Annotated in this window: 17 protein-coding genes; 6 read left to right on the top strand and 11 right to left on the bottom strand. The window is 61.9% G+C overall.

All coding sequences use genetic code 11. The annotated features are described in order from the left end of the window. Positions 1-17: 17 nt before the first annotated feature. A complete protein-coding gene (locus HBO12_RS14060; protein WP_170042425.1) occupies positions 18-2111 on the top strand; it encodes a TonB-dependent receptor family protein in 2094 nt (697 codons plus the stop codon). Positions 2112-2262: 151 nt separating this feature from the next. Here the strand turns inward: HBO12_RS14060 and HBO12_RS14055 are convergent, their stop codons facing one another. From HBO12_RS14055 to glnE, 9 genes are all read right to left on the bottom strand, one after another. Continuing rightward, positions 2263-2574 carry a hypothetical protein gene (locus tag HBO12_RS14055; RefSeq protein ID WP_170042423.1) on the bottom strand — a complete coding sequence of 104 codons (312 nt, stop codon included), beginning with the start codon at positions 2572-2574 and terminating at the stop codon, positions 2263-2265. A 209-nt stretch (positions 2575-2783) separates the two neighbouring features. Next, on the bottom strand, positions 2784-4235 hold the full coding sequence (locus HBO12_RS14050) for a lipopolysaccharide kinase InaA family protein (protein ID WP_170042421.1): 1452 nt from the start codon (positions 4233-4235) through the stop codon (positions 2784-2786). Next, positions 4235-4987, bottom strand: coding sequence for a lipopolysaccharide kinase InaA family protein (locus HBO12_RS14045; RefSeq protein ID WP_169952293.1), 753 nt, complete (start codon positions 4985-4987; stop codon positions 4235-4237). Before HBO12_RS14045 ends, HBO12_RS14050 begins: the two co-directional genes overlap by 1 nt. Continuing rightward, complete coding sequence (locus HBO12_RS14040) at positions 4984-5718, bottom strand: lipopolysaccharide kinase InaA family protein (RefSeq protein WP_170042419.1); 735 nt, start codon at positions 5716-5718, stop codon at positions 4984-4986. Before HBO12_RS14040 ends, HBO12_RS14045 begins: the two co-directional genes overlap by 4 nt. After that, on the bottom strand, positions 5718-6524 hold the full coding sequence (rfaP, locus tag HBO12_RS14035) for a lipopolysaccharide core heptose(I) kinase RfaP (RefSeq protein WP_169952297.1): 807 nt from the start codon (positions 6522-6524) through the stop codon (positions 5718-5720). Before rfaP ends, HBO12_RS14040 begins: the two co-directional genes overlap by 1 nt. Beyond that, entirely contained in the window at positions 6524-7645 is a 1122-nt protein-coding gene (locus HBO12_RS14030; protein WP_170042417.1) for a glycosyltransferase family 4 protein, read from the bottom strand. Before HBO12_RS14030 ends, rfaP begins: the two co-directional genes overlap by 1 nt. Then, positions 7645-8706, bottom strand: a complete 1062-nt coding sequence (waaC, locus tag HBO12_RS14025) for a lipopolysaccharide heptosyltransferase I (RefSeq protein ID WP_170042415.1) — start codon at positions 8704-8706, stop codon at positions 7645-7647. Before waaC ends, HBO12_RS14030 begins: the two co-directional genes overlap by 1 nt. A gap of 1 nt (position 8707) precedes the next feature. Further along, positions 8708-9742, bottom strand: coding sequence for a lipopolysaccharide heptosyltransferase II (waaF, locus tag HBO12_RS14020; protein ID WP_169952302.1), 1035 nt, complete (start codon positions 9740-9742; stop codon positions 8708-8710). A gap of 198 nt (positions 9743-9940) precedes the next feature. After that, positions 9941-12880: a bifunctional [glutamate--ammonia ligase]-adenylyl-L-tyrosine phosphorylase/[glutamate--ammonia-ligase] adenylyltransferase gene (gene glnE / locus HBO12_RS14015; protein ID WP_170042414.1), complete on the bottom strand. Its 2940-nt coding sequence runs from the start codon at positions 12878-12880 to the stop codon at positions 9941-9943. Positions 12881-13263: 383 nt separating this feature from the next. Between glnE and aceE the strand changes: the two genes are divergently transcribed. The 4 genes from aceE (at position 13264) to msrA (ending at position 21281) form a co-directional block, all read left to right on the top strand. Beyond that, positions 13264-15909 carry a pyruvate dehydrogenase (acetyl-transferring), homodimeric type gene (aceE, locus tag HBO12_RS14010; protein WP_169952306.1) on the top strand — a complete coding sequence of 882 codons (2646 nt, stop codon included), beginning with the start codon at positions 13264-13266 and terminating at the stop codon, positions 15907-15909. Between the two features lie 11 nt (positions 15910-15920). After that, positions 15921-17564, top strand: a complete 1644-nt coding sequence (gene aceF, locus HBO12_RS14005; protein WP_169952308.1) for a dihydrolipoyllysine-residue acetyltransferase — start codon at positions 15921-15923, stop codon at positions 17562-17564. A gap of 311 nt (positions 17565-17875) precedes the next feature. Continuing rightward, on the top strand, positions 17876-20566 hold the full coding sequence (locus HBO12_RS14000) for a putative bifunctional diguanylate cyclase/phosphodiesterase (protein ID WP_169952310.1): 2691 nt from the start codon (positions 17876-17878) through the stop codon (positions 20564-20566). A gap of 67 nt (positions 20567-20633) precedes the next feature. Beyond that, positions 20634-21281, top strand: coding sequence for a peptide-methionine (S)-S-oxide reductase MsrA (gene msrA, locus HBO12_RS13995; RefSeq protein WP_170042413.1), 648 nt, complete (start codon positions 20634-20636; stop codon positions 21279-21281). 96 nt (positions 21282-21377) lie between these two features. Here msrA and HBO12_RS13990 read toward each other — a convergent pair whose 3' ends face one another. Continuing rightward, positions 21378-22214 carry a 23S rRNA (adenine(2030)-N(6))-methyltransferase RlmJ gene (locus HBO12_RS13990; protein ID WP_057958111.1) on the bottom strand — a complete coding sequence of 279 codons (837 nt, stop codon included), beginning with the start codon at positions 22212-22214 and terminating at the stop codon, positions 21378-21380. A 252-nt stretch (positions 22215-22466) separates the two neighbouring features. Between HBO12_RS13990 and HBO12_RS13985 the strand changes: the two genes are divergently transcribed. Further along, positions 22467-23735 (top strand): O-acetylhomoserine aminocarboxypropyltransferase/cysteine synthase family protein, encoded by a 1269-nt coding sequence (locus HBO12_RS13985; RefSeq protein WP_169952314.1) that lies wholly within the window; start codon positions 22467-22469, stop codon positions 23733-23735. A gap of 146 nt (positions 23736-23881) precedes the next feature. On the opposite strand, the gene putP is transcribed toward HBO12_RS13985, so the two are convergent. After that, positions 23882-25366 carry a sodium/proline symporter PutP gene (putP, locus tag HBO12_RS13980; RefSeq protein ID WP_169952316.1) on the bottom strand — a complete coding sequence of 495 codons (1485 nt, stop codon included), beginning with the start codon at positions 25364-25366 and terminating at the stop codon, positions 23882-23884. Positions 25367-25464: the final 98 nt, after the last annotated feature.

The following is a 25464-nucleotide window of genomic DNA, read 5'->3' as shown; positions in this document are numbered from 1 at the left end:
TGGAAGTTGGTTTGCTCATGAAAGTTGTTGCTCCCACGTGTTTTGCGATGTTGCTCCAGAGCCTGCCGGGCCTGCAGCAAACTGCCCTGGCCGAAGATGCCCTGCTGATCCTCGACCCCAGCGTGGTGACAGGTTCGCGCAGCGCCAGTCGCAGCTTCGACCTGCCCTACTCGGTGGACAGCATCAGCCGTGAGCAGATCAGCGACGGCCAGTTGGGTATCAATGCCTCGGAGGCCCTGTCCCGCGTGCCGGGGCTGGTGGTGCAGAACCGCCAGAACTACGCCCAGGACCTGCAGATTTCCTCCCGCGGCTTTGGCGCGCGCTCGGCGTTTGGCGTGCGCGGGATCAAGCTGATTGCCGATGGCATCCCCGCCAGCACCCCGGATGGCCAGGGCCAGGCCGCCACCTTCAACCTCGACACAGCGGACCGCATCGAAGTACTGCGCGGCCCGGCCGCCACCCTGTATGGCAGCAACGCCGGCGGGGTAATCCAGATGTTCTCGCGCAATGGCGAAGGCCCGCCCCGTATCGGCGCCGAAACCCTGTTTGGCAGCGACGGCCTGAACAAGAACCACCTCAGCGCCGAAGGCGCGGTGCAGGGCGCCGGGTTTGTCCTCGATGCCTCGCGCATGGACACCGACGGCTACCGCGACCACAGCAGCGCCCGCCGTGACCAGACCTTCGCCAAGCTCAACCTCGAACCCGATGACGACAGCAAGCTAGCCCTGATCTATAGCAGCCTGGAGCAAAACGGCACCCAAGACCCGCTGGGACAAACCTGGGCAGGCTACAAGGCCGACCCGCGTTCGGTAAACAGCAATGCCCTGGCGTACAACACGCGCAAGAGCATTGATCATCAGCAACTGGGGATGAATTACGAGCGGTACATTGGCGATGCAACGTTGCAGGTGAATGCCTATACCGGGCGGCGGAGTGTGATTCAGTATTTGTCGATTCCCAAGGGCGTAGCGAGCAACGAACGCGGCGGCGGCGTGGTGCAATTCGACCGCAAGTTCTACGGCGGTGGCGTGCGCTGGATGCAGCCCATCGACAGCGTGCCGGGCGAATTGATGATCATCACCGGCCTGGACTTCGACCAGAGCGAAGACAGCCGCCACGGCTACCAGAACTACAGCGGCAACACCCTCGGCGTGAAAGGCGAATTACGCCGCAATGAAATCGACACCGCCCGCAGCCTCGACCCGTACATCCAGGCCAACTGGGCCATCGAGCGCTGGACCCTGCAAGCCGGGCTGCGCCACAGCACGATGGAAATGGACGTGGATGACCAGTTCCTGAGCAACGGCGATGCCAGCGGCAATAAGACCTACCAGAAGAACACGCCCTCGATGAGCGTGATGTACGCCTTCACCCCAGACCTGCACGGCTACGTCAGCGCCGGCAAGGGCTTCGAAACGCCGACCCAAGCCGAAATGGCCTACGCCCCGGGCACCATCGAAGGCTTCAACTTCGGCCTGAAGCCGTCAGAAAGCACTCAATATGAAGTGGGATTGAAGGCGCAGGTGAACAACAGCACGCGGGTCAACGCTGCTGTGTTCCAGATCACCACTGAGGATGAGTTGGTAGTCGCACAGTCCAATGGCGGACGCACCAGCTACCAAAACGCCGGCCGCACCCTACGCCGTGGCTTTGAGCTGGGCATCGAAAGCCAACTGAGCGAACAGTGGAGCGCCAACCTCGCCTACACCCGCCTGCAAGCCACCTACGACAGCAACTTCAGCAATAGCGGCAAAACCGTGGACAAGGGCAACTACCTACCCGGCGTCCCACAGACCACGCTCTTTGCCGAACTGAACTGGAAACCAAGGGACTGGGTGAGTACCGCCGTCGAAGGTATGTACCGCAGCAAGATCTATGTCGAAGACACCAACCAGAAGCATGCTGCTCCGGGTTACAGCGTTTTCAACTGGCGTGCACGCTTTGAGCAGAAGGTCGAACACTGGACCTTTCACCAGACCCTGCGCCTGGACAACCTGCTGGATCGCCAGTACGTCGGTTCGGTGATTGTTGGCGATGGCAACGATCGTTATTACGAAGCCGCGCCCGGCAGGTCGTGGTATGCGGGCGCAGGAGCCCAGTACAGCTTTTGAGTGATAAAAACCAATGGGCAAATAACATTGCCCATTTGGTTCCCACATTAATAACAGACACTTCCTATAACCCAGCCCCTACACTTTGGAAAAGTACCCACCAAAATCATAAAGAACTATAAACGCAAACACCTACTCAACTTTTGAGCAATCACCCATCAGCCTTTAATTGCCACTCTCCATTAGCCCCGTAAACCAGTTCATGATCTATGGGCTCTCGATAGGGATCACCAAAGTTCACATGACCACCATCACCTTTGCCATTAGAGGCGGTTGGCTGCCATTCCTGGGTATCGGCGTTAAAAAATTCGGCGTCATCACCAGCGGTTGTGTCCTTTGGATTGCGGACACCCGACTGCACTTTATCTATCGGACTTGTTGGATTCACCGGATCTATCGGCTTATTTTTACCGGCCAGATCACTGTAAAAAGAAAACGGTTGAAAACCTGTTATCGAAGTCATTTGCACACTCCCGGAATTAACATTTCGATCACTCAATAAACATCTATATAAGATATTTTTATCACGCGTCGATACAACCTATTAACCCCAACGAACAATGTCCAGAGCACTACTTAATCAAAATATCAAGTAATGCCCCTTGCCTTCGAAAACACTGTGACTTCCCAGACCTGAAAAAATCGCTACGACTTATGACGGCCTCACGCGGATCACCTAGCTAACGCGCTCACCTTGGGCAAGCGCTGATCAATCACGCGATACAAAGCACTATCAGCCGGCCAGTTGCGCATAAACCGCGCACGGTCCTTGGCAAACGCCGGCGCGAAGCTGCTCAGCGAGCCATGCTGACACATCGAATCCAGATCAATCAGCACCCAACGCCCTCCCTGCCAGAACAGGTTGCGCCCCTTGAAGTCGCCATGGCTGATCCGCTCGCGAATCAGTTCGCCAAACAGGCGCTCCAGGGCCAGCAGTTCAGGCTCGGGCACCTCGCCGCTGTCCACGTAAGGGGCCAGGTGCTCGATCAGGTCGGGCCCGGACAGGTGCTCGGTGACCAGATAAGCCCGGCCGCGCAGCCAGAAAAAGCGTCGTTCCAGAAGCGCCAGGGGCTTGGGCGTGGCAATCCCCAGGAATGTCAGGCGGTTGCCTTCGCTCCAGGCGTGCCAGGCGCGGCTGGGCCTCCAGAAGCGCCTGAGCCAGTGTGTAAAACCCTTGATGTTGTAGCGTTTGATCACCAGCGGCCGCCCCGCGACATCCACCCTGGCCACCGTGGCCGAGGCGCCGGCCTTGTACATCTGGCCCTGGTCGATCAGCCCATCGACCTGTGCCAGTACTGGCAGCAGGGTGGCTTCTTCTTCACGCCGGATCGCCCGCAGCCCAAAGGCCCCGCGCACTACGCTGAACAAGGTGCACTCACGGCCGATCTTGCCCATGAAGTCTTTCAGGCGCCATGCGCGCACTTTGCGCACCTGTTTTTGCAAGGCTTCCAGAGGCAACGCGTGCTCGCCGTTGCTTAACAGGTAGTGCACCAGTAATTCTTCGGTAAACGGTTCGAGGTCGCTCGGTAACTGGGCAAAAAACACCCCGAGGTTTTCCAGCACCCGGTTGCGTGACAGGGGTTTACCCGCCTGCTCGACGCAGATGCCCCCCCCGTCGATCAAATACAGCTTGTCAGCCTGACGCATCAGGTTGTCCAGGTGCAGATCTTCCTGCCACAAACCCTTGGCGTGCATCTGGGCAATCGCACCCAGCGCTTGGGCCAGTACTGCCTGTTGCTCATCGGCCAAGAGCGGCAAGGCTTCGACTGCTGCCCAGGCGTCGGCCAGGCTTTGGGCCCCTTCCAGAAACTCGAACAGCAGCCAGCCACCCTCACCGTCTTGCAGGCCGTCGGCGAGCAACAGCGGGGTAGTGAGGCCTTGCTCGGCGAGCAGGCGCACGCCCTGGAGTTCGCGCTGGAAATGTCGCGCGGCGTTGCTACCCACCAGCAACTTGGCCAGCACCGGCCGGCCGCGCCAGATGGCCGCGCCCACATAACGCTGGCCGGGCAACACCCGCAACAGGCTCAGCAGCTGCAACTGCCCAGGGCCCGCTGCATCCGCCAACTCAATACTCAACGGCAGCGCGGGGGTGCGCCCGGCGTTTTTGAGTTCAGACAGCCGCATCAGCGGGCCTCCTTGTGACTGCGGCGCCCCGCCAGGTAAGTTGCCCAGGTATCCACCAGCGAACTGTCGACCGGCTGGTCGAGGTAAGCCGCCAGAAATTGCCGCACCTGCTCTGCGGTCCATGCCCCGGCACGGCGCAGCAGCGGCTCCAGATCCTTGACCCGATCACGCCGGCCCAGCAACAGCGGCCGGGTTTTTTCCAGGTCGATCAACTGCGCCGCGTAACCGTCGCCGGTGGCCTGCAGGAAGATGTGCTTGGGGTAAAAACAGCCATGCACCTGGCCGACACCATGGAGCTTGCGCGCCAATTGGCCGCAGGCCACGAGGATTGCGTGGTGCTGGGCTTCGCTCAGGGCCGGCCACTGCTCCAGGAGTGAATCCAGGTCATTCCAGCCATCCAGCGCGCGGGTCAGCAGCAAGGCGCGGTATTCGCCGGCAACTTTGCGCTCGCCATAAAAGGCGGCCTGCAAGGCTGGGATCGCCTTCTGCCGATAGCGGCTGATATTGCGAAACTCGCGGGCAAAGGTTGGCTCGCCAAACGGCCGATGCAGGGTGCGCGTCAGGTAGTTGCTCTGGCGCTTGAGGTAGAAGCCACGGCCCTCCAGCTCCAGGCGGAACACACTGCTCCAGCCGCCGCGACTGGTGTTGGGCTCGTCCACTGCATCCAGTTGCCTGGCCCACAGGGCATCGAAGTCAGCCAGGCCATTGCGCTCCAGCAAGGCCCGGTCTTCAGTTGCCAGGAAGTCGTTCATTCGCGTCCCTCGAAAAACTTCAGCACATGGCGGATCCGCTGTTTATCCGATGTGTTCAGGTGCTTGCGCCGACGATATTGCATGTAGAAGCGTAGGCGCTGGGTGGCCGACAAGTGGTATTTGGCGACCTTGTCCAGGCACGCCAAGTCCTTGGTGATCCGGTATTTGAGCCAGAAGCCGCGCCAAAAGTCGCCGTTGGGGCAGTCGATCAGGTACAGGGTTTGCTGGTCGTCGATCAACAGGTTGCGCCACTTCAAATCGTTGTGGGTAAACCGGTGGTCGTGCATGGTCCGGGTGTATTCGGCGAGCTGGCGGCTGACCTTGTCGACCCACGCCGGGTCGGACAATTGCGGGTCCTTGCGTTCGGCCAGGGCCGCCAGGTCTTCAGTGCGCGGCAACTCGCGGGTGATCATCGCCCCACGGTCATAGGCCAGGCCCTTGCGCTCCAGGCCCCAGGCCACGACTTCGGCCGTGGGGATGCCCCACTTGGCGAAGCGCTTGAGGTTCTGCCATTCGGACTTGACCCGTGGCTTGCCCAGGTAACGCCGCAAGCCTTTGCCGGCGCCGGTGTAGCGCTTGACGTAGTAGTTGACCCCACCGCGCTCCACGCGAATCACTTCGGACAGTGGGTCTCGGGTCAGCCGCTCGCCTTGCAGGGCGAACACCGCGTCGAGGCTACCAAAATCGTCCACAAGCTCCGAGTAAGCAGGTTCCAGGTTCCAACCCGCCATCAGAGCGCGCCTCCATAGCGGATTTTACGGTCATAGAGCTTGCTGGCCTTGCGCTCCAGCCACTGCAGCAACGCGCCTTCCTCGGCCAGGATCTGGCGCAGGGGCTGCTGGAAGTAGCCCTTGAGGAAGCGCAATTTGTCGCGGCGGGTCAGGCCGATATCCAGGATCGAAAAATACAGGGCCGCCAGGTCCTTGTTGCGCCAGCGCTGACTGATGCGCGGCCGCACCTGGGCGCGGTGCAGGTCGATCACCGACAGCTTGAAGTCATCGGCCGTCACCGGCTTGTCGGTGTGCAGCAGGAAGTGGCAGATGTAGCAGTCACGATGGTTGACGCCGGCGCGATGCATCATCCCGGTCATGCGCGCCACTTCGGCAATCAGCGCGCGCTTGAGACGCGGCTCGGGCGGCTGCTTGAGCCAGTCCATGCTCAAGTCTTCCAGGCTGATGGTCGGCGCCAGCTCTTGGGTGACAATAAAGGAATGCTGGTCGGCCGGGTTGGCGCCACGTTCGCCGTAGGCCACGGCGGTCATGGTCGGGACGCCCACTTCGTGCAGGCGCTGGATCGCCTGCCACTCCTGCCCGGCGCCCAGCACCGGCAATTTGGCGGTGAACAGGTTCTTGAAGATTTCACCCCAGCCGATGCCACGGTGGATTTTCACAAAGTAGCCGCGCCCATCCACCTCGGTGCGCAAGGTGCGACGGGCTTCCAGTTCACGGTAAACCTCACCCTCCAACAGCTCGACTTCGGCGAACGCATCGCGCCCGGCCCAAAGGCTCTTGAACGGTTCGGCAAGAATCAACTTCATCAGTGTTGCTCCGCCAGAATTACATCCGCAGCGTGCTGCGGCATGCTATAGAGGTCGGCCGTCTCGGCGAAGGCCAGACCATTGCGGCTCCAGGCCGCACGTTGCTGCTGATCACTGAGCATCCCGGCCAGGTACTGGTTGAGCTGGGCCTGCTCGAAAGGCTCGTCAAGCACACGCCCGCAATCGGCCTCGCTGATGTAATGGGCATAACCACACACCGCCGTGACCAATACCGGCAACCCGGCCACCAGGGCTTCGAGCAGCACGGTCCCGGTGTTTTCGTTGTACGCCGGGTGAATCAACAGGTCGGCGCCCAGCAAAAAACGCGGGATATCGCTGCGCCCCTTGAGGAACTGCACATTGTCGCCCAGGCCAAGGGTAGCACTCTGCAATTGGAATACTTTGGGGTCGTCCTGGCCAATTACAAACAGACGGGTGCGCTTTTTCAGGTCTGGCGGCAGTGCGGCCAGTGCCTTGAGGCTGCGATCCACGCCCTTGGTCTTGAAACCCGAGCCGATCTGCACCAGCAGCAAGTCATCGTGCGCAAGGTTGAATTCGGCGCGAAAGCCTGCGCGGATCTCGGCCGCATTCGGCGGCGCCCGACGATCCTGGGCGATACCCGGTGGCAGCAGGTGGAAGCGCGCCAGCGGCGTGTCGTAGTGCTTGATAAACAGCGGCTGCTGGACCTCGGAGATCATCAGCACTTGGGTCTTGGCGTCCTTGGCAAACACCGCCCGCTCGTACTCAGCAAAGTGCCGGTAGCGGCCGAAGCTGCGATACAGCGAGTGCCGCAGGTTCTGCGCCTTGTCTTCAAAACAGCCGTCTGCCGCGTAGTACACATCCAGGCCAGGCATTTTGTTGAAGCCGATCAAGCGGTCCACCGGGCGCTTGGCCAGGTCGGCCTGCATCCAGGCGGTCAACTTCTCGTTGCGCCGATGGTTGAAGAACGCCTTGACCGGCGCCACCAGCACTTCAAAACCTTGGGGCACGTCGCCTTCCCAGATCAGGGTGTAGACACGGATCTGGTGGCCGCGCTGCTGGCACTCCAGGGCGATGCGCATGAAATCGCGCTGCAAGCCACCAAAGGGGAAATATTTGTACAGTACAAATGCCAGTTGCATTAGTGCAGCTCCTCAGCCAATAACAACGTGCTCAGTCGGCTGGCCACACGCTCAGGGTTCAGGCGAGTGAAGCACAACGGCCACTCGCGCTTGAGATCAAACCGGCGCTGGTCTTCGGCGGTCGGTTGGTAGGTGCATTTCTTTTGCAGGCAGGGCGCGCAGGGGAAATCGCTGCCCAGATGGATCTGCGCCTTGCCGTAGGCACCGGTCAGGCCCGGATTGGTCGGGCCGAACAGGGAAATTGTCGGCACATCCAGCGCGGCGGCCAGGTGCCCGAGGCCGGTATCCACCGCCACACAGGCCCTGGCGCCGGCCAGTACCCGCGCCACACCGGCCAGGTTCAGCTTGGGCAGCACCTCGGCGTTGGCCAGGCCTTGGGCCAGGCGCTCGGCGCGGGCTTTTTCGGCGGCATTGCCCCATGGCAACTTCACGTCCACCCCCAGGCTGCCCATGCGTTCGGCCAGGTCGCGCCAATAGGCTTCGGGCCAGTGCTTCGTGTCCCAGGTGGTGCCGTGCAGCAGCAGCACAAAGGGCTTCTTCGGCGGCAGGCCGAGCAGTTTTTCGGTGCTCAGGCCGTAATCCCCCAGGCCTTTGGGCAGGTCATAGCCCAGGGCCACGGCGAACAACTGGCGCAGGCGCTCCACCGCATGCTGCCCACGCGCAACCGCCAGGCGCCGGGAATAGAAGCGCGCGGCGATGGGTTCGCGGGCTGAATGTTGGTCAAAGCCCGCCACCGGCGCCCGCACATAGCGGGTCAGCCAGGCGCTTTTCAGCAGGCCCTGGGCATCGATCACCAAGTCGTACTTGGTCGATTGGACCTGCTTCTTGAAGCGGCGCCACTCGCCACTCTTGAAGGTCTGCCAGAGGTTCTTGCGCCAGCGGCGAATCGCCACTGGGATCACCTTGTCCACCGCCGGATGCCAGGTGGGGATTTCGGCGAAGCCTTCTTCCACCACCCAGTCGAAACGGATCCCCGGGATCGCCCGGGCCGCGTCGGTCAATGCCGGCAAGGCGTGGATCACATCGCCCAGGGATGAGGTCTTGATTACCAGTACCCGCAACTCAGTGAACCTCGACCACGTTGCCCTGCAAGCGCTGCAAGGCTTGGGCTACCGAGTCGGGCAGCAACTGGCGCAGGCAGTTGTAGTGGCCGAAACGGCAGGTGCGGTCAAAGCACGGGCTGCACTCCAGGCCCAGGCGCACCACCTCGACCTTGTCGGCCAACGGCGGCGTGAAGCCTGGCGAAGTGGAACCGTACACCGCCACCAGCGGGCGGTTCAGCGCGGCGGCCACGTGCATCAGGCCAGAGTCGTTGGACACCACCGAGTCGGCGCAGGACAGCAGGTCGATCGCCTCGGCCAGGGACGTATCGCCACTGAGGTTGACCGCTTCTTCGCGCAGGCCGGGGATCAGGCGTTGGCGGATGTCCTCCCCCACCGAATGATCGTTTTTCGAGCCAAACAGCCAGACTTGCCAGCCTTCGCGGATTTTCAGCTCGGCAACCTTCGCATAATGCTCCGACGGCCAGCGCTTGGACTCGCCAAACTCGGCGCCTGGGCACAGTGCCAGCACCGGGCGGTCGAGGCTCAGGCCGAACTTGGCCAGGGCTGCATCGCGGGTGACCGGGTCGATTTGCAGGCTCGGCCGTGGATACGGTGTCGGCAGCTCGGCATTGGCCGCATAGGCCAGGGCCATGAAGCGCTCGATCATCAGCGGGTAGCGGGCCTTGTCGAGCTTGCGCACGTCGTTGAGCAGGCCATAACGGAACTCGCCGCGCCAGCCGGTACGCTTGGGGATGCCGGCGAAGAACGGCACCAGGGCCGACTTCATCGAGTTGGGCAGCAGGATCGCCTGGTCGTACTGGCCGGCCAGGGACTTGCCGATCCGCCGCCGGGTCGCCAGTTCCAGCGCGCCATGGCCGAGCGGGAAGCTCAAGGCCTGCCGTACTTCGGGCATGCGCTCCAGGATCGGCCGGCTCCACTCGGGGGCGAGCACGTCGATTTGGCAGTCGGGATGACGCTGTTTCAGGCACTGGAACAGTGTCTGCGCCATCACCATGTCACCGACCCAACTGGGCCCAACGATCAGAATATTCATGTAGTTTCCACAAACGATTCGGGGAGGCTCATGCCTCCCCGCCTCGATAATTACTGTAGGTCACGGTGTGTGGGGGAGCGGGCTTGCCCGCAATAGCATCACCGCGTGCTGTCAGCCAGACCGCAGCGCCTGCATCGCGGGCAAGCCCGCTCCCACATAAAGCCGGTCTCCACATTCAATTGGGGTCGCTGTAGTGTTTTAGCTTAACCCCAGTTCTTGCCAGATCCGTTTCACCTGGCGCCGTTCGTCAGCAAACTGATCCCCGGCAACCACCCCCGCCTCGTTCTGCAAGGCCTGGCGATGGGCCGCCGAGCGGTAGGCCTTATACACCTCACGCAACAGGTGGGCATCGGCGGCGGGCATCAGCCCGACCTGCTCCAGGCCTTCCAGGATGCGGATATTGTCGGTGTAGCGCAGTAACGATGGATGCTGCGCAGACCACGCCAAAGCGGCGTATTGCACCATAAATTCAATATCGACGATACCTCCGGCGTCCTGCTTGAGATCGAACAGCGCCGTGGGCTCGAAGGCGTTCGCCGCCGTGCCGGCCCCGGTCGACTTGGTGCCCAGGTTATCGCGCATCTTGGCGCGCATCTCGCTGACCTCCTGGCGCAGCTTCGCCAGGTCCTGCGTGCGGCCCAATACCTGCGCACGCACGCCTTCAAACGCGCGGCCCACGTCCTGGCTGCCGACCAGCACCCGCGCCCGCACCAGGGCTTGATGTTCCCAGGTCCAGGCCTCGTTTTCCTGATAACGGGCAAAAGCCCCCAGGGAGCTGACCAGCAGCCCGGATGCGCCAGAAGGTCGCAGGCGCATGTCCACCTCGTACAATTGCCCGGAGTTGGTCTGGGTGGTCAGCAGGTGAATGATGCGCTGGCCCAGGCGAGTAAAGAACTGCGCGCCATCGATCGGCTTGGCGCCGTCGGTTTCGGCCTGCGGGTCACCATCGTGGATAAACACCAGGTCCAGGTCCGAGCCATGCCCCAGCTCGATCCCGCCGACCTTGCCATAGCCGACAATAATGAATCCGGGGTCGCACAGGGTGCCGTCCAGGCGTTGCGGCGTGCCGTGGCGCGCCACGGTCTGGCGCCAGGCCAGGGCCAGCACCTGCTCCAGAATGGCCTCGGCGAGCCAGGTCAGGTAATCGCTGACCTTCATCAGCGGCAGGCTGCCGGCGATTTCCGAAGCGGCGACCCGCAGGCGGTGCGCCAACTTGAAGTGGCGCAGGGCTTCCATCTGCTGCTCAAGGTCATCTTCGGGGATGCGCGTGAGGCGCTCGCGCAGTTCGGCGGCCAGTTCCGGCGCCAAGGGCGGCTTGAACAGGCGGCCTTCGTTGAGCAGTTCATCCAGCAGCAGCGGGAAGCGGGTGATCTGCTCGGCAATCCACGGGCTGGCGGCGCACAGGGTCAACAGCCGACGCAGGGCGTCAGGGTTTTCCGTCAACAGCACCAGATACGCAGAACGCCGCGCGACAGCTTCTACCAGCGGCAGTACGCGCTCCAGCACCAGGTCCGGGTTGGCGTGTTCGACGGCCTGGGCCAGCAGGCGCGGGATAAACGCATCCAGGCGCTCACGTCCCAGGCGCTGCATCGCCCGCAGTTGCGGGCTGCCGCGCAGGCTGGCCAGGGCTTTCAGGGCCTTGGGCGCATCGGCAAAGCCGCCTTCGGCCAATTGGCGACAGGCGGCCTCCTCATTTTGGGATTCTTCCCACAAGGGCAGCCACTCGCCGCCGACCACCAATTCGCTTTCCACCCCCTCCTCTTCGTCCGGATCAGCGATCACCTGGCGGAAATGCCAATCCACCCGGCCACGCCAGTACATCAACTGCCCGTGGAACGCGGTCCAGTCGGCAAAGCCCAGCATGAACGCGATCCGCGCCTGGTCTTCATCACTGTGGGGCAACATCTGGGTCTGGCGGTCGGCGATGGCCTGGATCGCGTGTTCGGTGTAGCGCAGGAACTCATAGCCGCTGCGCAACTCGGCAATCACCGCCGGCGGCAGGTAGCCCTGGCCTTCCAGGGTGCCCAGCACCTTCAGCAAAGGCCGCTGTTGCAGGCTCAGGTCGCGGCCGCCGTGAATCAGCTGGAACGCCTGGGCGATAAATTCCACCTCACGGATACCGCCCGCGCCCAGCTTGATGTTGTCGGCCATGCCCTTGCGCCGCACTTCCTGCTGGATCAACTGCTTCATGGTGCGCAGCGCTTCGATCGCAGAAAAGTCCAGGTAGCGCCGATAGACGAACGGGCGCAACAGGTCGAGCAATTGCGCGCCGGCCACCTGGTCGCCGGCCACCACCCGCGCCTTGATCATCGCGTAGCGTTCCCAGTCGCGGCCCTGATCCTGGTAGTACTGCTCCAAGGCATTGAAACTCAGCACCAGCGCCCCGGCGGAACCGTAGGGCCGCAGGCGCATGTCGACCCGGAACACAAAGCCGTCGACGGTCATCGGGTCCAGGGCCTTGATCAGTTTCTGGCCCAGGCGGATGAAGAACTCCTGGTTGTCCAGGGCACGCTTGGCCCCCACGGTCTCGCCGCCCTCGGGGTAGGCAAAGATCAGGTCGATGTCCGACGACAGGTTCAACTCCACCGCGCCCAGCTTGCCCATGCCGAGGATGACCATCTGCTGCGGCTCGCCGCTACGCCCGCCGGTGGGCGTGCCGAATTGCGCGCAGTGACGCTGGTACAGCCACTGGTAAGCCTGGTCGATGCTGGCGTCGGCCATGTCCGACAGGTCGCGGCAGGTCTGCACCAGGTCCGCCTGTCGGGTCAGGTCGCGCCAGATGATGCGCACTTGCTGGCGGGTGCGCTGGCGGCGCAGCACGCGACCCAGTTCGTCTTCTGTTTGCGCCTGTTGCACGGCTGCGGCAATCTGCCCACACAGCTCATCGGGCGCAAAGCCGCGATCCAGCTCGCCCCAGGCCACCAGCTCAAGCAACATCAAAGGGTCACGAACACTCTGTTCAATCACAAAGTCACTGGCGGCGCACACCCGGGCGAAGTCGGCCCAACGTTGCGGCGTCCACGCGGACAGGCCATGATCGGCATCCAGCATGGCCACCGCGTCACGAAATGACTGCTCGGCCCGGCTGGCAAATGGCAACAGAATGGCTGGGAGTTCAACCAGCATTGGAAGGCTCATGGTCTATCCTTGATCGGCGCGTAAATGACTTGTAGCTGTGAACGCAAGAACCACGCTCGATGAAGGACTGTCGAACAAAGGTTAGAAATAGCTGAAAGTTCTTTAATTTTGGCAGGCAACATTAAACTTCTACCTTTTCTTGTTCGCAAAAGATCAACAATAACGATTATGCTCACCAGCCAGACCGAGCCATACGCTCAGTCTTGTGTAGTTTTACTACTCGTATATACATTCGAAAGGCTGAAATGGCCGACGATTTGTAGTAAAACTACAGGACGCCGAAGCAACCTTCGGCCATCCAAGAATTTATGTCGTCTGCCCACAAGGCCAGTCGCAAACTTCAGGCAACCGATTCTGGTAGCCTTTCCGCCCTGGAGCAAGCCATGCAAGACCTCGATCCCGTCGAAACCCAGGAATGGCTGGACGCCCTGGAATCGGTTCTCGACAAAGAAGGCGAAGACCGTGCGCATTACCTGATGACCCGTATGGGCGAACTCGCGACCCGCAGCGGCTCGCAACTGCCCTACGCCATCACCACGCCATACCGCAACACCATCCCCGTTACCCACGAAGCACGCATGCCTGGCGACCTGTTCATGGAACGCCGCATTCGCTCGCTGGTACGCTGGAACGCGATGGCGATGGTTATGCGCACGAACTTGAAAGATTCTGACCTGGGCGGTCACATCTCCAGCTTCGCTTCCAGCGCAACCCTGTATGACATCGGCTTCAACTACTTCTTCCAGGCCCCGACCGAAGAACACGGCGGCGACCTGATCTACTTCCAGGGCCACACCTCGCCAGGCGTCTACGCCCGTGCGTTCATGGAAGGTCGCATCACCGAAGACCAGATGAACAACTTCCGCCAGGAAGTCGACGGTGGCGGCCTGTCGTCGTACCCGCACCCTTGGCTGATGCCTGACTTCTGGCAGTTCCCGACTGTATCCATGGGCCTGGGCCCGATCCAGGCGATCTACCAGGCACGCTTCATGAAGTACCTGGAAGCCCGTGGCTTCATCCCCGAAGGCAAGCAGAAAGTCTGGTGCTTCCTGGGCGACGGCGAGTGCGACGAGCCGGAATCCCTGGGCGCCATCTCCCTGGCCGGCCGCGAGAAGCTGGACAACCTGATCTTCGTCATCAACTGCAACCTGCAGCGCCTCGACGGCCCGGTTCGCGGCAACGGCAAGATCATCCAGGAACTCGAAGGCGTGTTCCGCGGTGCCCAATGGAACGTGACCAAAGTCATCTGGGGCCGTTTCTGGGACCCACTGCTGGCCAAGGACGTCGACGGCATCCTGCAACGCCGCATGGACGAAGTCATCGACGGCGAGTACCAGAACTACAAGGCCAAAGACGGCGCGTTCGTACGTGAACACTTCTTCAACACGCCTGAACTCAAGGCGATGGTTGCCGACCTGTCCGACGACGAGATCTGGAAACTCAACCGTGGCGGCCACGACCCGTACAAGGTCTACGCGGCATACCACGAAGCGGTCAACCACAAAGAACAACCGACCGTCATCCTGGCCAAGACCATCAAGGGTTATGGCACCGGTGCCGGCGAAGCGAAGAACACTGCGCACAACACCAAGAAAGTCGACGTCGACAGCCTGAAGTTGTTCCGCGACCGCTTCGACATCCCGGTCAAGGACGAAGAGCTGGAGAACCTGCCGTTCTTCAAGCCCGAGCCAAACAGCGCCGAAGCCCGCTACCTCAGCGAGCGTCGCACTGCACTGGGCGGTTTCGTGCCACAGCGCCGCGCCCAGAGCTTCAGCGTACCGACGCCACCACTCGATACCCTCAAGGCTATCCTGGACGGCTCGGGCGACCGTGAGATCTCCACCACCATGGCCTTCGTGCGGATCCTCGCGCAGCTGGTCAAGGACAAGGAAATCGGCCCGCGCATCGTCCCGATCATCCCGGACGAAGCCCGTACCTTCGGTATGGAAGGCATGTTCCGCCAGTTGGGCATCTACTCCTCCGTCGGCCAGCTCTACGAGCCAGTCGATAAAGACCAGGTGATGTTCTACAAGGAAGACAAGAAGGGCCAGATCCTCGAAGAAGGCATCAACGAAGCGGGCGCCATGAGCTCCTTCATCGCTGCCGGTACTTCGTACTCCAGCCACAACCAGCCGATGCTGCCGTTCTACATCTTCTACTCGATGTTCGGCTTCCAGCGTATTGGCGACCTGGCCTGGGCAGCAGGCGACAGCCGTACCCGTGGCTTCCTGATCGGCGGTACTGCCGGGCGGACCACGCTGAACGGCGAAGGCCTGCAACACGAAGACGGTCACAGCCACATCCTGGCTGCCACCATCCCGAACTGCCGCACCTTTGATCCAACCTACGGCTACGAGCTGGCGGTGATCATCCAGGACGGCATGAAGAAGATGACCGAAGAGCAGCAGGACGTTTTCTACTACATCACCGTGATGAACGAGTCCTACCAGCAACCAGCCATGCCGGCCGGTGTTGAAGAAGGCATCATCAAGGGCATGTACCTGCTCGAAGAAGACACCAAGGAAGCGGCACACCACGTACAGCTGATGGGCTCCGGCACCATCCTGCGTGAAGTGCGTGAAGCGGCGAAGATCCTGCGTGAAGAGTTCAACGTCGGTGCTGACGTATGGAGCGTTACCAGCTTCAACGAACTGCGTCGCGACGGCCTGGCCGTGGAACGCAGCAACCGCCTACACCCAGGCCAGAAGCCTGCGCGCAGCTACGTCGAAGAGTGCCTGACCGGCCGTAAAGGTCCAGTCATCGCCTCTACCGACTACATGAAACTGTTTGCTGAACAAATTCGCCAGTGGGTCCCGTCCAAGGAATTCAAAGTCCTGGGCACCGACGGTTTCGGCCGCAGTGACAGCCGCAAGAAGCTGCGTCACTTCTTCGAGGTCGACCGTCACTTCGTGGTGTTGGCAGCCCTGGAAGCCTTGGCTGACCGTGGTGAAATCGAACCCAAGGTGGTAGCAGACGCTATCGTCAAGTTCGGGATCAACCCGGAAAAACGCAACCCACTGGACTGCTGAGGAGATTTTTTGTGAGCGAACTCATTCGCGTACCTGACATCGGCAGCGGTGAAGGTGAAGTAATCGAGCTGTTTGTAAAGGTCGGCGACACCGTCGAAGCCGACCAGAGCATCCTGACCCTGGAGTCGGACAAGGCGAGCATGGAAATCCCTGCTCCCAAGGCTGGCGTGGTCAAGAGCCTGAAAGTGAAGCTGGGCGACCGCCTGAAAGAAGGCGACGAACTGCTGGAGCTGGAAATCGAAGGTGCCGCTGATGCGGCCCCGGCGGCGGCGCCTGCTGCCGCTGCTGCACCGGCGCAGGCTGAAAAGCCAGCGGCGGCTGCCGAGGCCCCTGCGGCCCCGGCTGCTGCACCGGCGGCGGCGACTGTCCAGGACATTCACGTCCCGGACATCGGTTCGTCGGGCAAGGCCAAGATCATCGAGCTGCTGGTCAAGGTCGGCGACACTGTCGAAGCCGACCAGTCGCTGATCACCCTGGAGTCCGACAAGGCCTCCATGGAAATCCCATCGCCGGCTGCCGGCGTCGTGGAAAGCATCGCGGTCAAGCTCGAAGACGAAGTCGGCACTGGCGACTTCATCCTCAAGCTGAAAGTACAAGGCGCTGCGCCTGCTGCTGCCCCGGCGCCGGCCGCTGCTCCTGCCGCCAAGGCTGAAGCTGCACCGGCTGCCGCCGCCCCGGCTCCTGCGGCAAAAGCCGAGGCCGCACCGGCCCCGGCGGCTGCCCCAGCGCCAAGTGGTGCCAAGGCTCACGCCGGCCCTGCCGTGCGTCAACTGGCCCGTGAGTTCGGCGTCGAGCTGAGCGCTGTCAGCCCTACCGGCCCACACGGTCGTGTGCTCAAGGAAGACGTGCAGGTCTACGTCAAATCCATGATGCAGAAGGCCAAGGAAGCTCCGGCTGCCGGCGCTGCTACCGGTGGCTCGGGCATTCCGCCGATCCGCACCGTAGACTTCAGCCGCTTCGGCGAAATCGAAGAAGTGCCGATGACGCGCCTGATGCAAATCGGCGCAGCCGGTCTGCACGCCAGCTGGCTGAACATTCCGCACGTGACCCAGTTCGACCAGGCCGACATTACCGACCTGGAAGCTTTCCGCGTTGCGCAGAAAGCCGTGGCCGAAAAGGCCGGCGTGAAACTGACCGTGCTGCCACTGCTGCTCAAGGCCTGCGCGCACCTGCTCAAGGAACTGCCGGACTTCAACAGTTCGCTGGCACCAAGCGGCAAGGCGATCATTCGCAAGAAATACGTACACATCGGCTTCGCGGTCGACACCCCGGATGGCCTGCTGGTACCGGTCATCAAGAACGTCGACCAGAAGAGCCTGCTGCAACTGGCTGGCGAAGCGGCTGCACTGGCTGCCAAGGCCCGCGACAAGAAGCTGACTCCGGACGACATGCAAGGCGCCTGCTTCACCATCTCCAGCCTCGGGCACATTGGCGGTACTGGCTTCACGCCAATCGTCAACGCGCCGGAAGTGGCGATCCTTGGTGTTTCCAAGGCCACCATCCAGCCTGTGTGGGACGGCAAGGCCTTCCAGCCGAAGCTGATGCTGCCACTGTCGCTGTCCTACGATCACCGTGTGATCAATGGCGCGGCCGCTGCACGCTTCACCCAGCGCCTGAGCCAGTTGCTCAACGACATCCGCACCATCCTGCTGTAAGCCGCAGCAGCCTCCCCTTCACCGGGGAGGCTGGTTGCAACGATTTCCGAGCGCCACGCTCGTACCTCAACCCCGCCAATTTGGCGGGGCTTTTTTTGCCTGTGGTTTGCAGGAGCCGGCTCCTACAGGGAATCGACAGACCATCTATCAGGCCGACTGTAGAAAACCGCCCTGCGGCCGATAACCCACTTATAGCACTTAGCCTTCATCCTCTCTTGTCAGTCCGCGCTGCATGATGCAACCTTGCCGCAGACAGCAGCAAAGAGGGCGATAGCCCGGCGCGATGCGCATTTTTCCAAGCGAGTTCCCCCATGAAAAGCCAACCCGATGTCGCCCGAACGGCGGCCGAGGTCGTGACGCAATTACCGGTGCCTTCGCGCCTCGGTATGCTGCGTTTCGAGCGGCTGAATGAGGCTAGCTGGGCGCTGCTGTACCTCGACCCCAATTGTGAACGCCAATTCGGCTTGCCCGCAGTAGAGCTGTGCTCGCTGATCGGCTCGCCCTACGCCAGCCTGATGGAACCCCAGGCGCGCTATCAGTTGCACGACACGATCCAGCAGCAACTGACCACCAGCCCCCATTACCTGGTGCGCTACACCCTGCACACCAACGACGGCCCGCTGAGCCTGCTGGAGGTCGGCGAGGCCTACAAGCAACACAATCGCCACCTGCTGCGCGGCTACCTGATGGTGGTGGACGGTTTATTCAGCAACCTGGCGCCGCTGCCCGCCGCCGACCTGGAAGACCAGAACAGCCGCCTGCAGATCGCCCTGGAGCTCAACCAGCGCGCCCAACAGGAGCAGTTGCAGCACCTGGAGCGGGTGCGCGCCCAGCAGGAACTGATCCTGCTGCTGGCCCGCCAGCGCTACAGCACCAACAACTCCCTGCAAGAAGCCGCCGAACTGATCACCCGCAGTGCCTGTGACATCTACCAGATCGACTGCGCCAGCATCTGGAACCTCGAAGGCCAGCAGTTGGTGCCGATCTCTGCGTTTCACCGCGCCGACCAGCAACACCATATGCCGGCGCCGATTGATGCCAGTGGCTTCCCGGACTACCTCGAAGCCCTGCAGAGCTGCCGCGCCATCGATGCCGGCAATGCGATGCGCGACCCGCGCACCCGGGACATGGTCGAAAGCCTGCGACCCATGGACATCCACGCCATGCTCGACGCCAGCATCCGCGTCGATGGCCAGGTGGTGGGCGTACTGTGCCTGGAACAAAGCGCTGGCACCCGGGACTGGCTGTCCGATGAAATCGCCTTTGCCGGCGAATTGGCCGACCAGTTCGCCCAGGTCATCAACAACCATAACCGGCGCACCGCCACCAGCGCCCTGCACCTGTTCCAGCGCGCCGTGGAGCAAAGTGCCAATGCCTTCCTGCTGGTCAATTGCGACGGCGTGGTGGAGTACGTCAACCCCAGTTTCACCGCGATCACCCAGTACAGCACCGAGGAAGTCCACGGCCATCGCCTGGCCCAGTTGCCGGCCCTGGAAAACCTCAGCGAACTGCTGTTCGACGCGCCCTCCAGCCTTGCCAAGAGCAACAGTTGGCAGGGCGAGTTCAAGAGCCGGCGCAAAAACCTCGAACCGTACTGGGGCCAGCTGTCGATCTCCAAGGTGTATGGCGACAACCGCGAACTGACCCACTACATCGGCATCTACGAAGACATCACCCAGACCAAGCTGGCCCAGCAGCGTATCGAGCGCCTGGCCTACACCGACAACCTGACCAACCTGGGTAACCGCCCGGCGTTTATCCGCAACCTCGACGAACGCTTCGCCCGCGACAGCGACGCGCCCATCAGCCTGCTGCTGGTGGATATCGACAACTTCAAGCGGATCAACGACAGCCTCGGCCACCAGACCGGCGACAAGCTGCTGATCAGCCTGGCCCGACGCCTGCGCAACAGCCTCAATGCCGGCGGCAGCCTGGCACGCTTTGCCAGTAACGAATTTGCGGTACTGCTCGACAACGCCGACCTTGAGGCCGGCCAGCAAATGGCCTGCCAGTTGCTGATGACCCTCGACAAACCGATGTTCGTCGACAACCAGTTGATCAGCGTCACCGGCTCCGTGGGCCTGGCCTGCGCGCCGCTGCATGGCCGCGACCCGCAGACCCTGATGCGCAACGCCGGCCTGGCGCTGCACAAGGCCAAGGCCAACGGCAAGCACCAGGTGCAGGTGTTTACCGAGGCCCTGAATGCCGAGGCCAGTTACAAACTGTTCGTCGAAAACAACCTGCGCCGCGCCCTGACCCAGAACGAGCTGGACGTGTTCTACCAGCCCAAGCTGTGCCTGCGCAGCGGGCGCCTGCTGGGCATGGAGGCGCTGCTGCGCTGGAACCACCCGGAAAAGGGCATGATCCGCCCGGACCAGTTCATCAGCGTCGCCGAAGAGACCGGCCTGATCATCCCCATCGGCAAATGGATCGCGCGCCAGGCCTGCCGCATGAGCAAGCAGTTGAGCGCCGCCGGCCTGGGCAACCTGCAGGTGGCGATCAACCTGTCGCCCAAGCAGTTTTCCGACCCGGACCTGGTGGCCTCCATCGCCAGCATCCTCAAGGAAGAACAGCTGCCGGCCAACCTGCTGGAGCTGGAGCTGACCGAGGGCCTGCTGCTGGAAGCCACCGAAGACACGCGCCTGCAACTGGACCAGTTGAAGAGCTTTGGCCTGACCCTGGCCATGGATGATTTCGGCACCGGTTACTCGTCCCTCAGTTACCTGAAGAAATTCCCCATCGACATCATCAAGATCGACCGCAGCTTTATCCATGAGATCCCGGACAACCAGGACGACATGGAAATCACCTCGGCAGTGATCGCCATGGCGCACAACCTCAAGCTCAAGGTGGTCGCCGAAGGCATCGAGACCGCCGAACAACTGGCGTTCCTGCGCCGCCATCGGTGCGACGTCGGCCAGGGCTACCTGTTCGACCGGCCCATTCCCGGCTCCGAGTTGCTAGAGAAGCTCAAACGCTATCCGCGCGGGCCAATCGCCTGACAGCGCTGTAACACTCGGGCACACTGGTGGTCTGAACTGTTAACTCAACCTGACGAGAGGACTGATCATGGTCTTGCGCTCGGAAATCCTGGTGAATAAAAACGTGCTGCCTACTGCCGAACAAGCCTTGCCTGGTCGTGAAACCCCGATGAACCTGCCCGAGACGCACTTCGTCAACGGTAACCCGCTGCTGGGCCCGTTTATGGACGATGTGGGCTTTGCGATCTTTGGCCTCGGTTGTTTCTGGGGCGCCGAGCGCAAATTCTGGCAGCGCGACGGCGTGGTCAGCACGGTGGTCGGCTACGCCGGCGGCTTCACTCCAAACCCGACCTATGAAGAAGTCTGCTCGGGCCTGACCGGCCATAGCGAAGTGGTGCTGGTGGTGTATGACCAGGCCAAGCTCAAGTACGAAGACCTGTTGAAGATGTTCTGGGAACTGCACAACCCGACCCAGGGCATGCGCCAGGGCAATGATATCGGCAGCCAGTATCGCTCGGTGATCTATGCCACCACGCCTGAGCAACTGGAGGCGGCGCAGGCCAGTGCACAGGCTTATCAGGAAGAACTGACCAAGGCTGGCCTGGGCGAGATCACCACGCAAATCGACCAGGCGCCAACGGTGTACTTCGCCGAGGCCTACCACCAGCAGTACCTGGCGAAGAACCCGCAGGGTTACTGCGGGATCGGCGGTACTGGCGTGACTTGCCCGATCTGACCTCAAAAGCATCGCGGGCAAGCCCGCTCCCACATGGGGTCGCATAACCATGTGGGAGCGGGCTTGCCCGCGATAGCAATCTAAAGAGCGATGCCGTTATTCGGCGATCAACCAATCCATCTGCCAGCCACCCTGGGTCTGCCCCAGTTTCTTTGACAGCCACGGCAGCAGCTCACGCAGTTCCTCCTCCAGCCCCCACGGCGGGTTGGCAATCGCCAGGCCCGAGCCGGTCAGGGTGTTGGGCGTGTCCAGCGGATGCACCAGCAATTCCACACGCAGCAGCTTCGGCGCGCCGGTGCCGGCCAGGTCCTGGTAGAAGCGGCGCAACATGCGCTGATCCTTCACCGGGTACCAGATCGCGGCGACCGTCTGGCGCATGCGGCCCACGGCTTCCTTGAGGGAGGCGGCGCAGCGCTGCATCTCGTCGAGTTGCTCGAACGGTGGGTCGATCAGCATCAACGCGCGCTTTTCCGGCACCGGCAGCAAGGCCCGTGGCACGTGCCAACCTTCGCCCAGATGGACCTTCACACGCCGATCGCCCTTCATGTTGTCCTTGAGCAACACACCGTCTTCGGGATGTTTTTCGTTGAGCAGTACGCGGTCCTGGGGCCGGGTCAGGCGCCGCGCCAGCTCTGGCGAACCGGGGTAATAGCGCAATTGGCCATCCGGGTTCATCTCGTGCAGCACCCGCATGTAGTCAGCGGTCAGCGCCGGCAGGTCCGCCTCGCCCCACAGGCGGGCGATGCCTTCCAGGTATTCACCGGTGCGGTTGGCCTGGTCGCCTTGCAGGTCGTACAGACCAATCCCGGCGTGGGTGTCGAGATAGGCAAACGGCTGCTCCTTGCGCGACATCAGGGCGATGAGGCGGGTCAAGGTCAGGTGTTTGAAGACATCGGCATGGTTGCCGGCGTGAAAGGCGTGACGATAATTCATGGTTGCTCCTGCGCAGGGGGCGAAGTTTACCTTTTACGCGGGCAAAGGTGCAGGGCTGCATGCTGGGCGGTGCTTATGTCGCAAATGTAGGAACAGCAGCAAAAACGTTCTAGCGAGTTATGTGCGAGCGGGCTTGCCCGCGATGCAGGCGACGCGGTATTACCCGTACTCTGCGCTGATGCCATCGCAGGCAAGCCAGCTCCTACCTTATCCGGGGCTGCCCCATGCAATCCAGGGAGGTCAGTAACACTCATGAAAGACGCCACAATCGCATTGCATCACGGCTTCAAGTCGGACCCGACCACCAAGGCCGTCGCCGTGCCGATCTACCAGAACGTCGCGTTCGAGTTCGATAACGCCCAGCACGGCGCCGACCTGTTCAACCTCGACGTGCCCGGCAACATCTACACACGGATCATGAACCCCACCAACGATGTGCTGGAGCAGCGCATGGCGGCGCTGGAAGGCGGGATCGCGGCCCTGGCCGTGTCGGCGGGCAGCGCGGCGATCCACTATGCCATCCAGGCCCTGACCCGCGCCGGCGACAATATCGTCTCCACCCCGCAGTTGTACGGCGGCACCTACACCCTGTTCGCCCACCTGCTGCCGAGCTTCGGCGTGGACGTGCGCTTCGCCCGTGATGACTCGGCCGAGGCCATCGCCGAGCTGATCGACGACAACACCAAGCTGGTGTACTGCGAAAGCATCGGCAACCCGGCCGGCAATATCGTCGACCTGCAGGCCCTGGCCGACGTCGCCCATGCCCGTGGCGTACCGCTGATGGTGGATAACACCGTCGCCACACCGATCCTGTGCAAGCCGATCCAGTTCGGCGCGGACATCGTCGTGCACTCCCTGACCAAGTATGTCGGCGGCCACGGCAACTCCCTGGGCGGGGTGATCGTCGACAGCGGCACCTTCCCCTGGACCGACTACCCGCACAAATTCCCCGGCCTCAACCAGCCGGAGCCGGCCTACCACGGTGTGGTGTACAGCGAAAAATTCGGCCCGGCGGCCTTTATCGCCCGTGCCCGCACCGTACCGCTGCGCAACACCGGCGCAGCCTTGGCGCCAATGAACGCCTTCCTGCTGCTGCAAGGCCTGGAAACCCTGGCCCTGCGCATGGAGCGCCATACCGAGAACGCGCTGAAAGTCGCGCAGTTCCTGCAAGCCCACGAGCAGGTGGAATGGGTCAGCTACGCCGGCCTGCCGGATCACCCGCACCATCACCTGGCGCAAAAGTACATGCAGGGCAAACCCTCGGCGATCCTGTCCTTCGGCCTCAAGGGCGGCTATGCGGCCGGTGTGCGTTTCTACGATGCGCTGCAAATCTTCAAGCGCCTGGTGAATATCGGCGATGCCAAATCCCTGGCCTGCCATCCGGCGTCCACCACCCACCGGCAGATGAACGAAGACGAGCAAGCCAAGGCCGGGGTACGCCCGGAGATGATCCGCCTGTCGGTGGGTATCGAGGCGATTGAAGACCTGCTCGATGACCTGCAACAGTCACTGAACGCCTGACTCACCCGCGCACGCAGCCAGGCAAGGCTGGCGTGGCTGCGTGCGCTACAGGCAATTTCAGTAAATCCCGACACAAAAAAAGGCCCGCCATCCAAGGATGCGGGCCTTTTTCAGTTCACCTGGCCATCAAGGCCAACACGAACGCCTCATTTGTTGAGGTTGTAGTCTTTCTCGGCAGCAGTGAAGCGCTCAACCATACCGGCAGTCGGGGCGCCCATCTTGCTCACGAAGTAGATCGCCAGGCTGGCGAACAGGAAGCCTGGGATGATTTCGTACAGACCCAGCAGTTCGAAGTGTTTCCACACGATCACGGTGATCGCGCCGACCAGGATCCCGGCCAGTGCGCCGTTGCGGGTCATGCCTTTCCACAGGACCGAGATCAGCACCACAGGACCGAACGCAGCGCCGAAGCCGGCCCAAGCGTAGCTCACCAGGCCCAGTACGCGGTTTTCCGGGTTGGCGGCCATTGCGATCGCGATCAACGCCACCACCAGCACCATGATCCGGCCGACCCATACCAGCTCAAGCTGGGACGCGCCCTTGCGCAGGAACGCCTTGTAGAAGTCTTCGGTCAGGGCGCTGGAGCACACCAGCAGTTGGCAGCTCAGGGTGCTCATCACGGCAGCCAGGATGGCCGACAGCAGCACGCCAGCAATCCACGGGTTGAACAGCAGCTTGGCCAGTTCGATGAACACACGCTCAGGGTTTTCGGTCACGGGACCGGCGACTTCAGGGTGTGCCGAGAAGTAGGCAATACCGAAGAAGCCTACCGCCACGGTGCCGGCCAGGCACAGGATCATCCAGGTCATGGAGATACGACGGGCATTGGCAATCGACTTGACCGAATCCGCCGCCATGAACCGCGCGAGGATGTGCGGCTGGCCGAAGTAGCCCAGGCCCCAGCCCATCAGCGAGATGATGCCGATGAAGGTGGTGTTTTTGAGCATGTCGAAGTTGGTTGGATCGTTCGCTTCGATAGCCAGGAACGTGGTATCGACACCGCCGGTGGCCAACAGCACGATGATTGGCGTGAGAATCAACGCGAAGATCATCAGCGTAGCTTGTACGGTATCTGTCCAGCTCACTGCCAGGAAACCACCGATGAAGGTGTAGGCAATCGTCGCCGCAGCACCGGCCCACAGCGCAGTCCCGTAGGACATGCCAAAGGTGCTTTCGAACAGACGCGCACCCGCGACGATGCCGGAGGCGCAGTAGATGGTGAAGAACACCAGGATCACTACCGCCGAGATAATCCGCAGCAGGCCGCTTTTGTCTTCAAAGCGGCTGGAGAAGTAGTCCGGCAGGGTCAGGGCGTCGCCGTTGTGTTCGGTCTGCACGCGCAGGCGACCGGCCACAAACAGCCAGTTCAGGTAAGCACCGACGATCAGGCCGATGGCGATCCAGCTTTCCGACAGGCCCGACATGTAGATGGCGCCCGGCAGGCCCATCAACAACCAGCCGCTCATATCCGAGGCGCCAGCCGAGAGTGCGGTAACGACGCTGCCGAGGCTGCGACCACCGAGGATGTAATCGGAAAGGTTATTGGTGGAGCGATAGGCCATGAGACCGATCAGCACCATTGCGGCGATGTAGATCACAAATGTGATCAGGGTTGGATTACTTACGCTCATTGAGTTACGCCCTGGCTTTGTTTTTATGTAGCGGCGGTCTGTCAGCTCTTGTAGACGAAGCTGCATGCCGCGCATTTATGACTGACGTTTCCCCAGGA

This window comes from Pseudomonas sp. WS 5059 (genome assembly GCF_012985525.1).
Lineage (GTDB): Bacteria > Pseudomonadota > Gammaproteobacteria > Pseudomonadales > Pseudomonadaceae > Aquipseudomonas.
The sequence above is the reverse complement of the archived record's forward strand: the minus strand, read 5'-3'. Positions and strand labels throughout refer to the sequence as shown.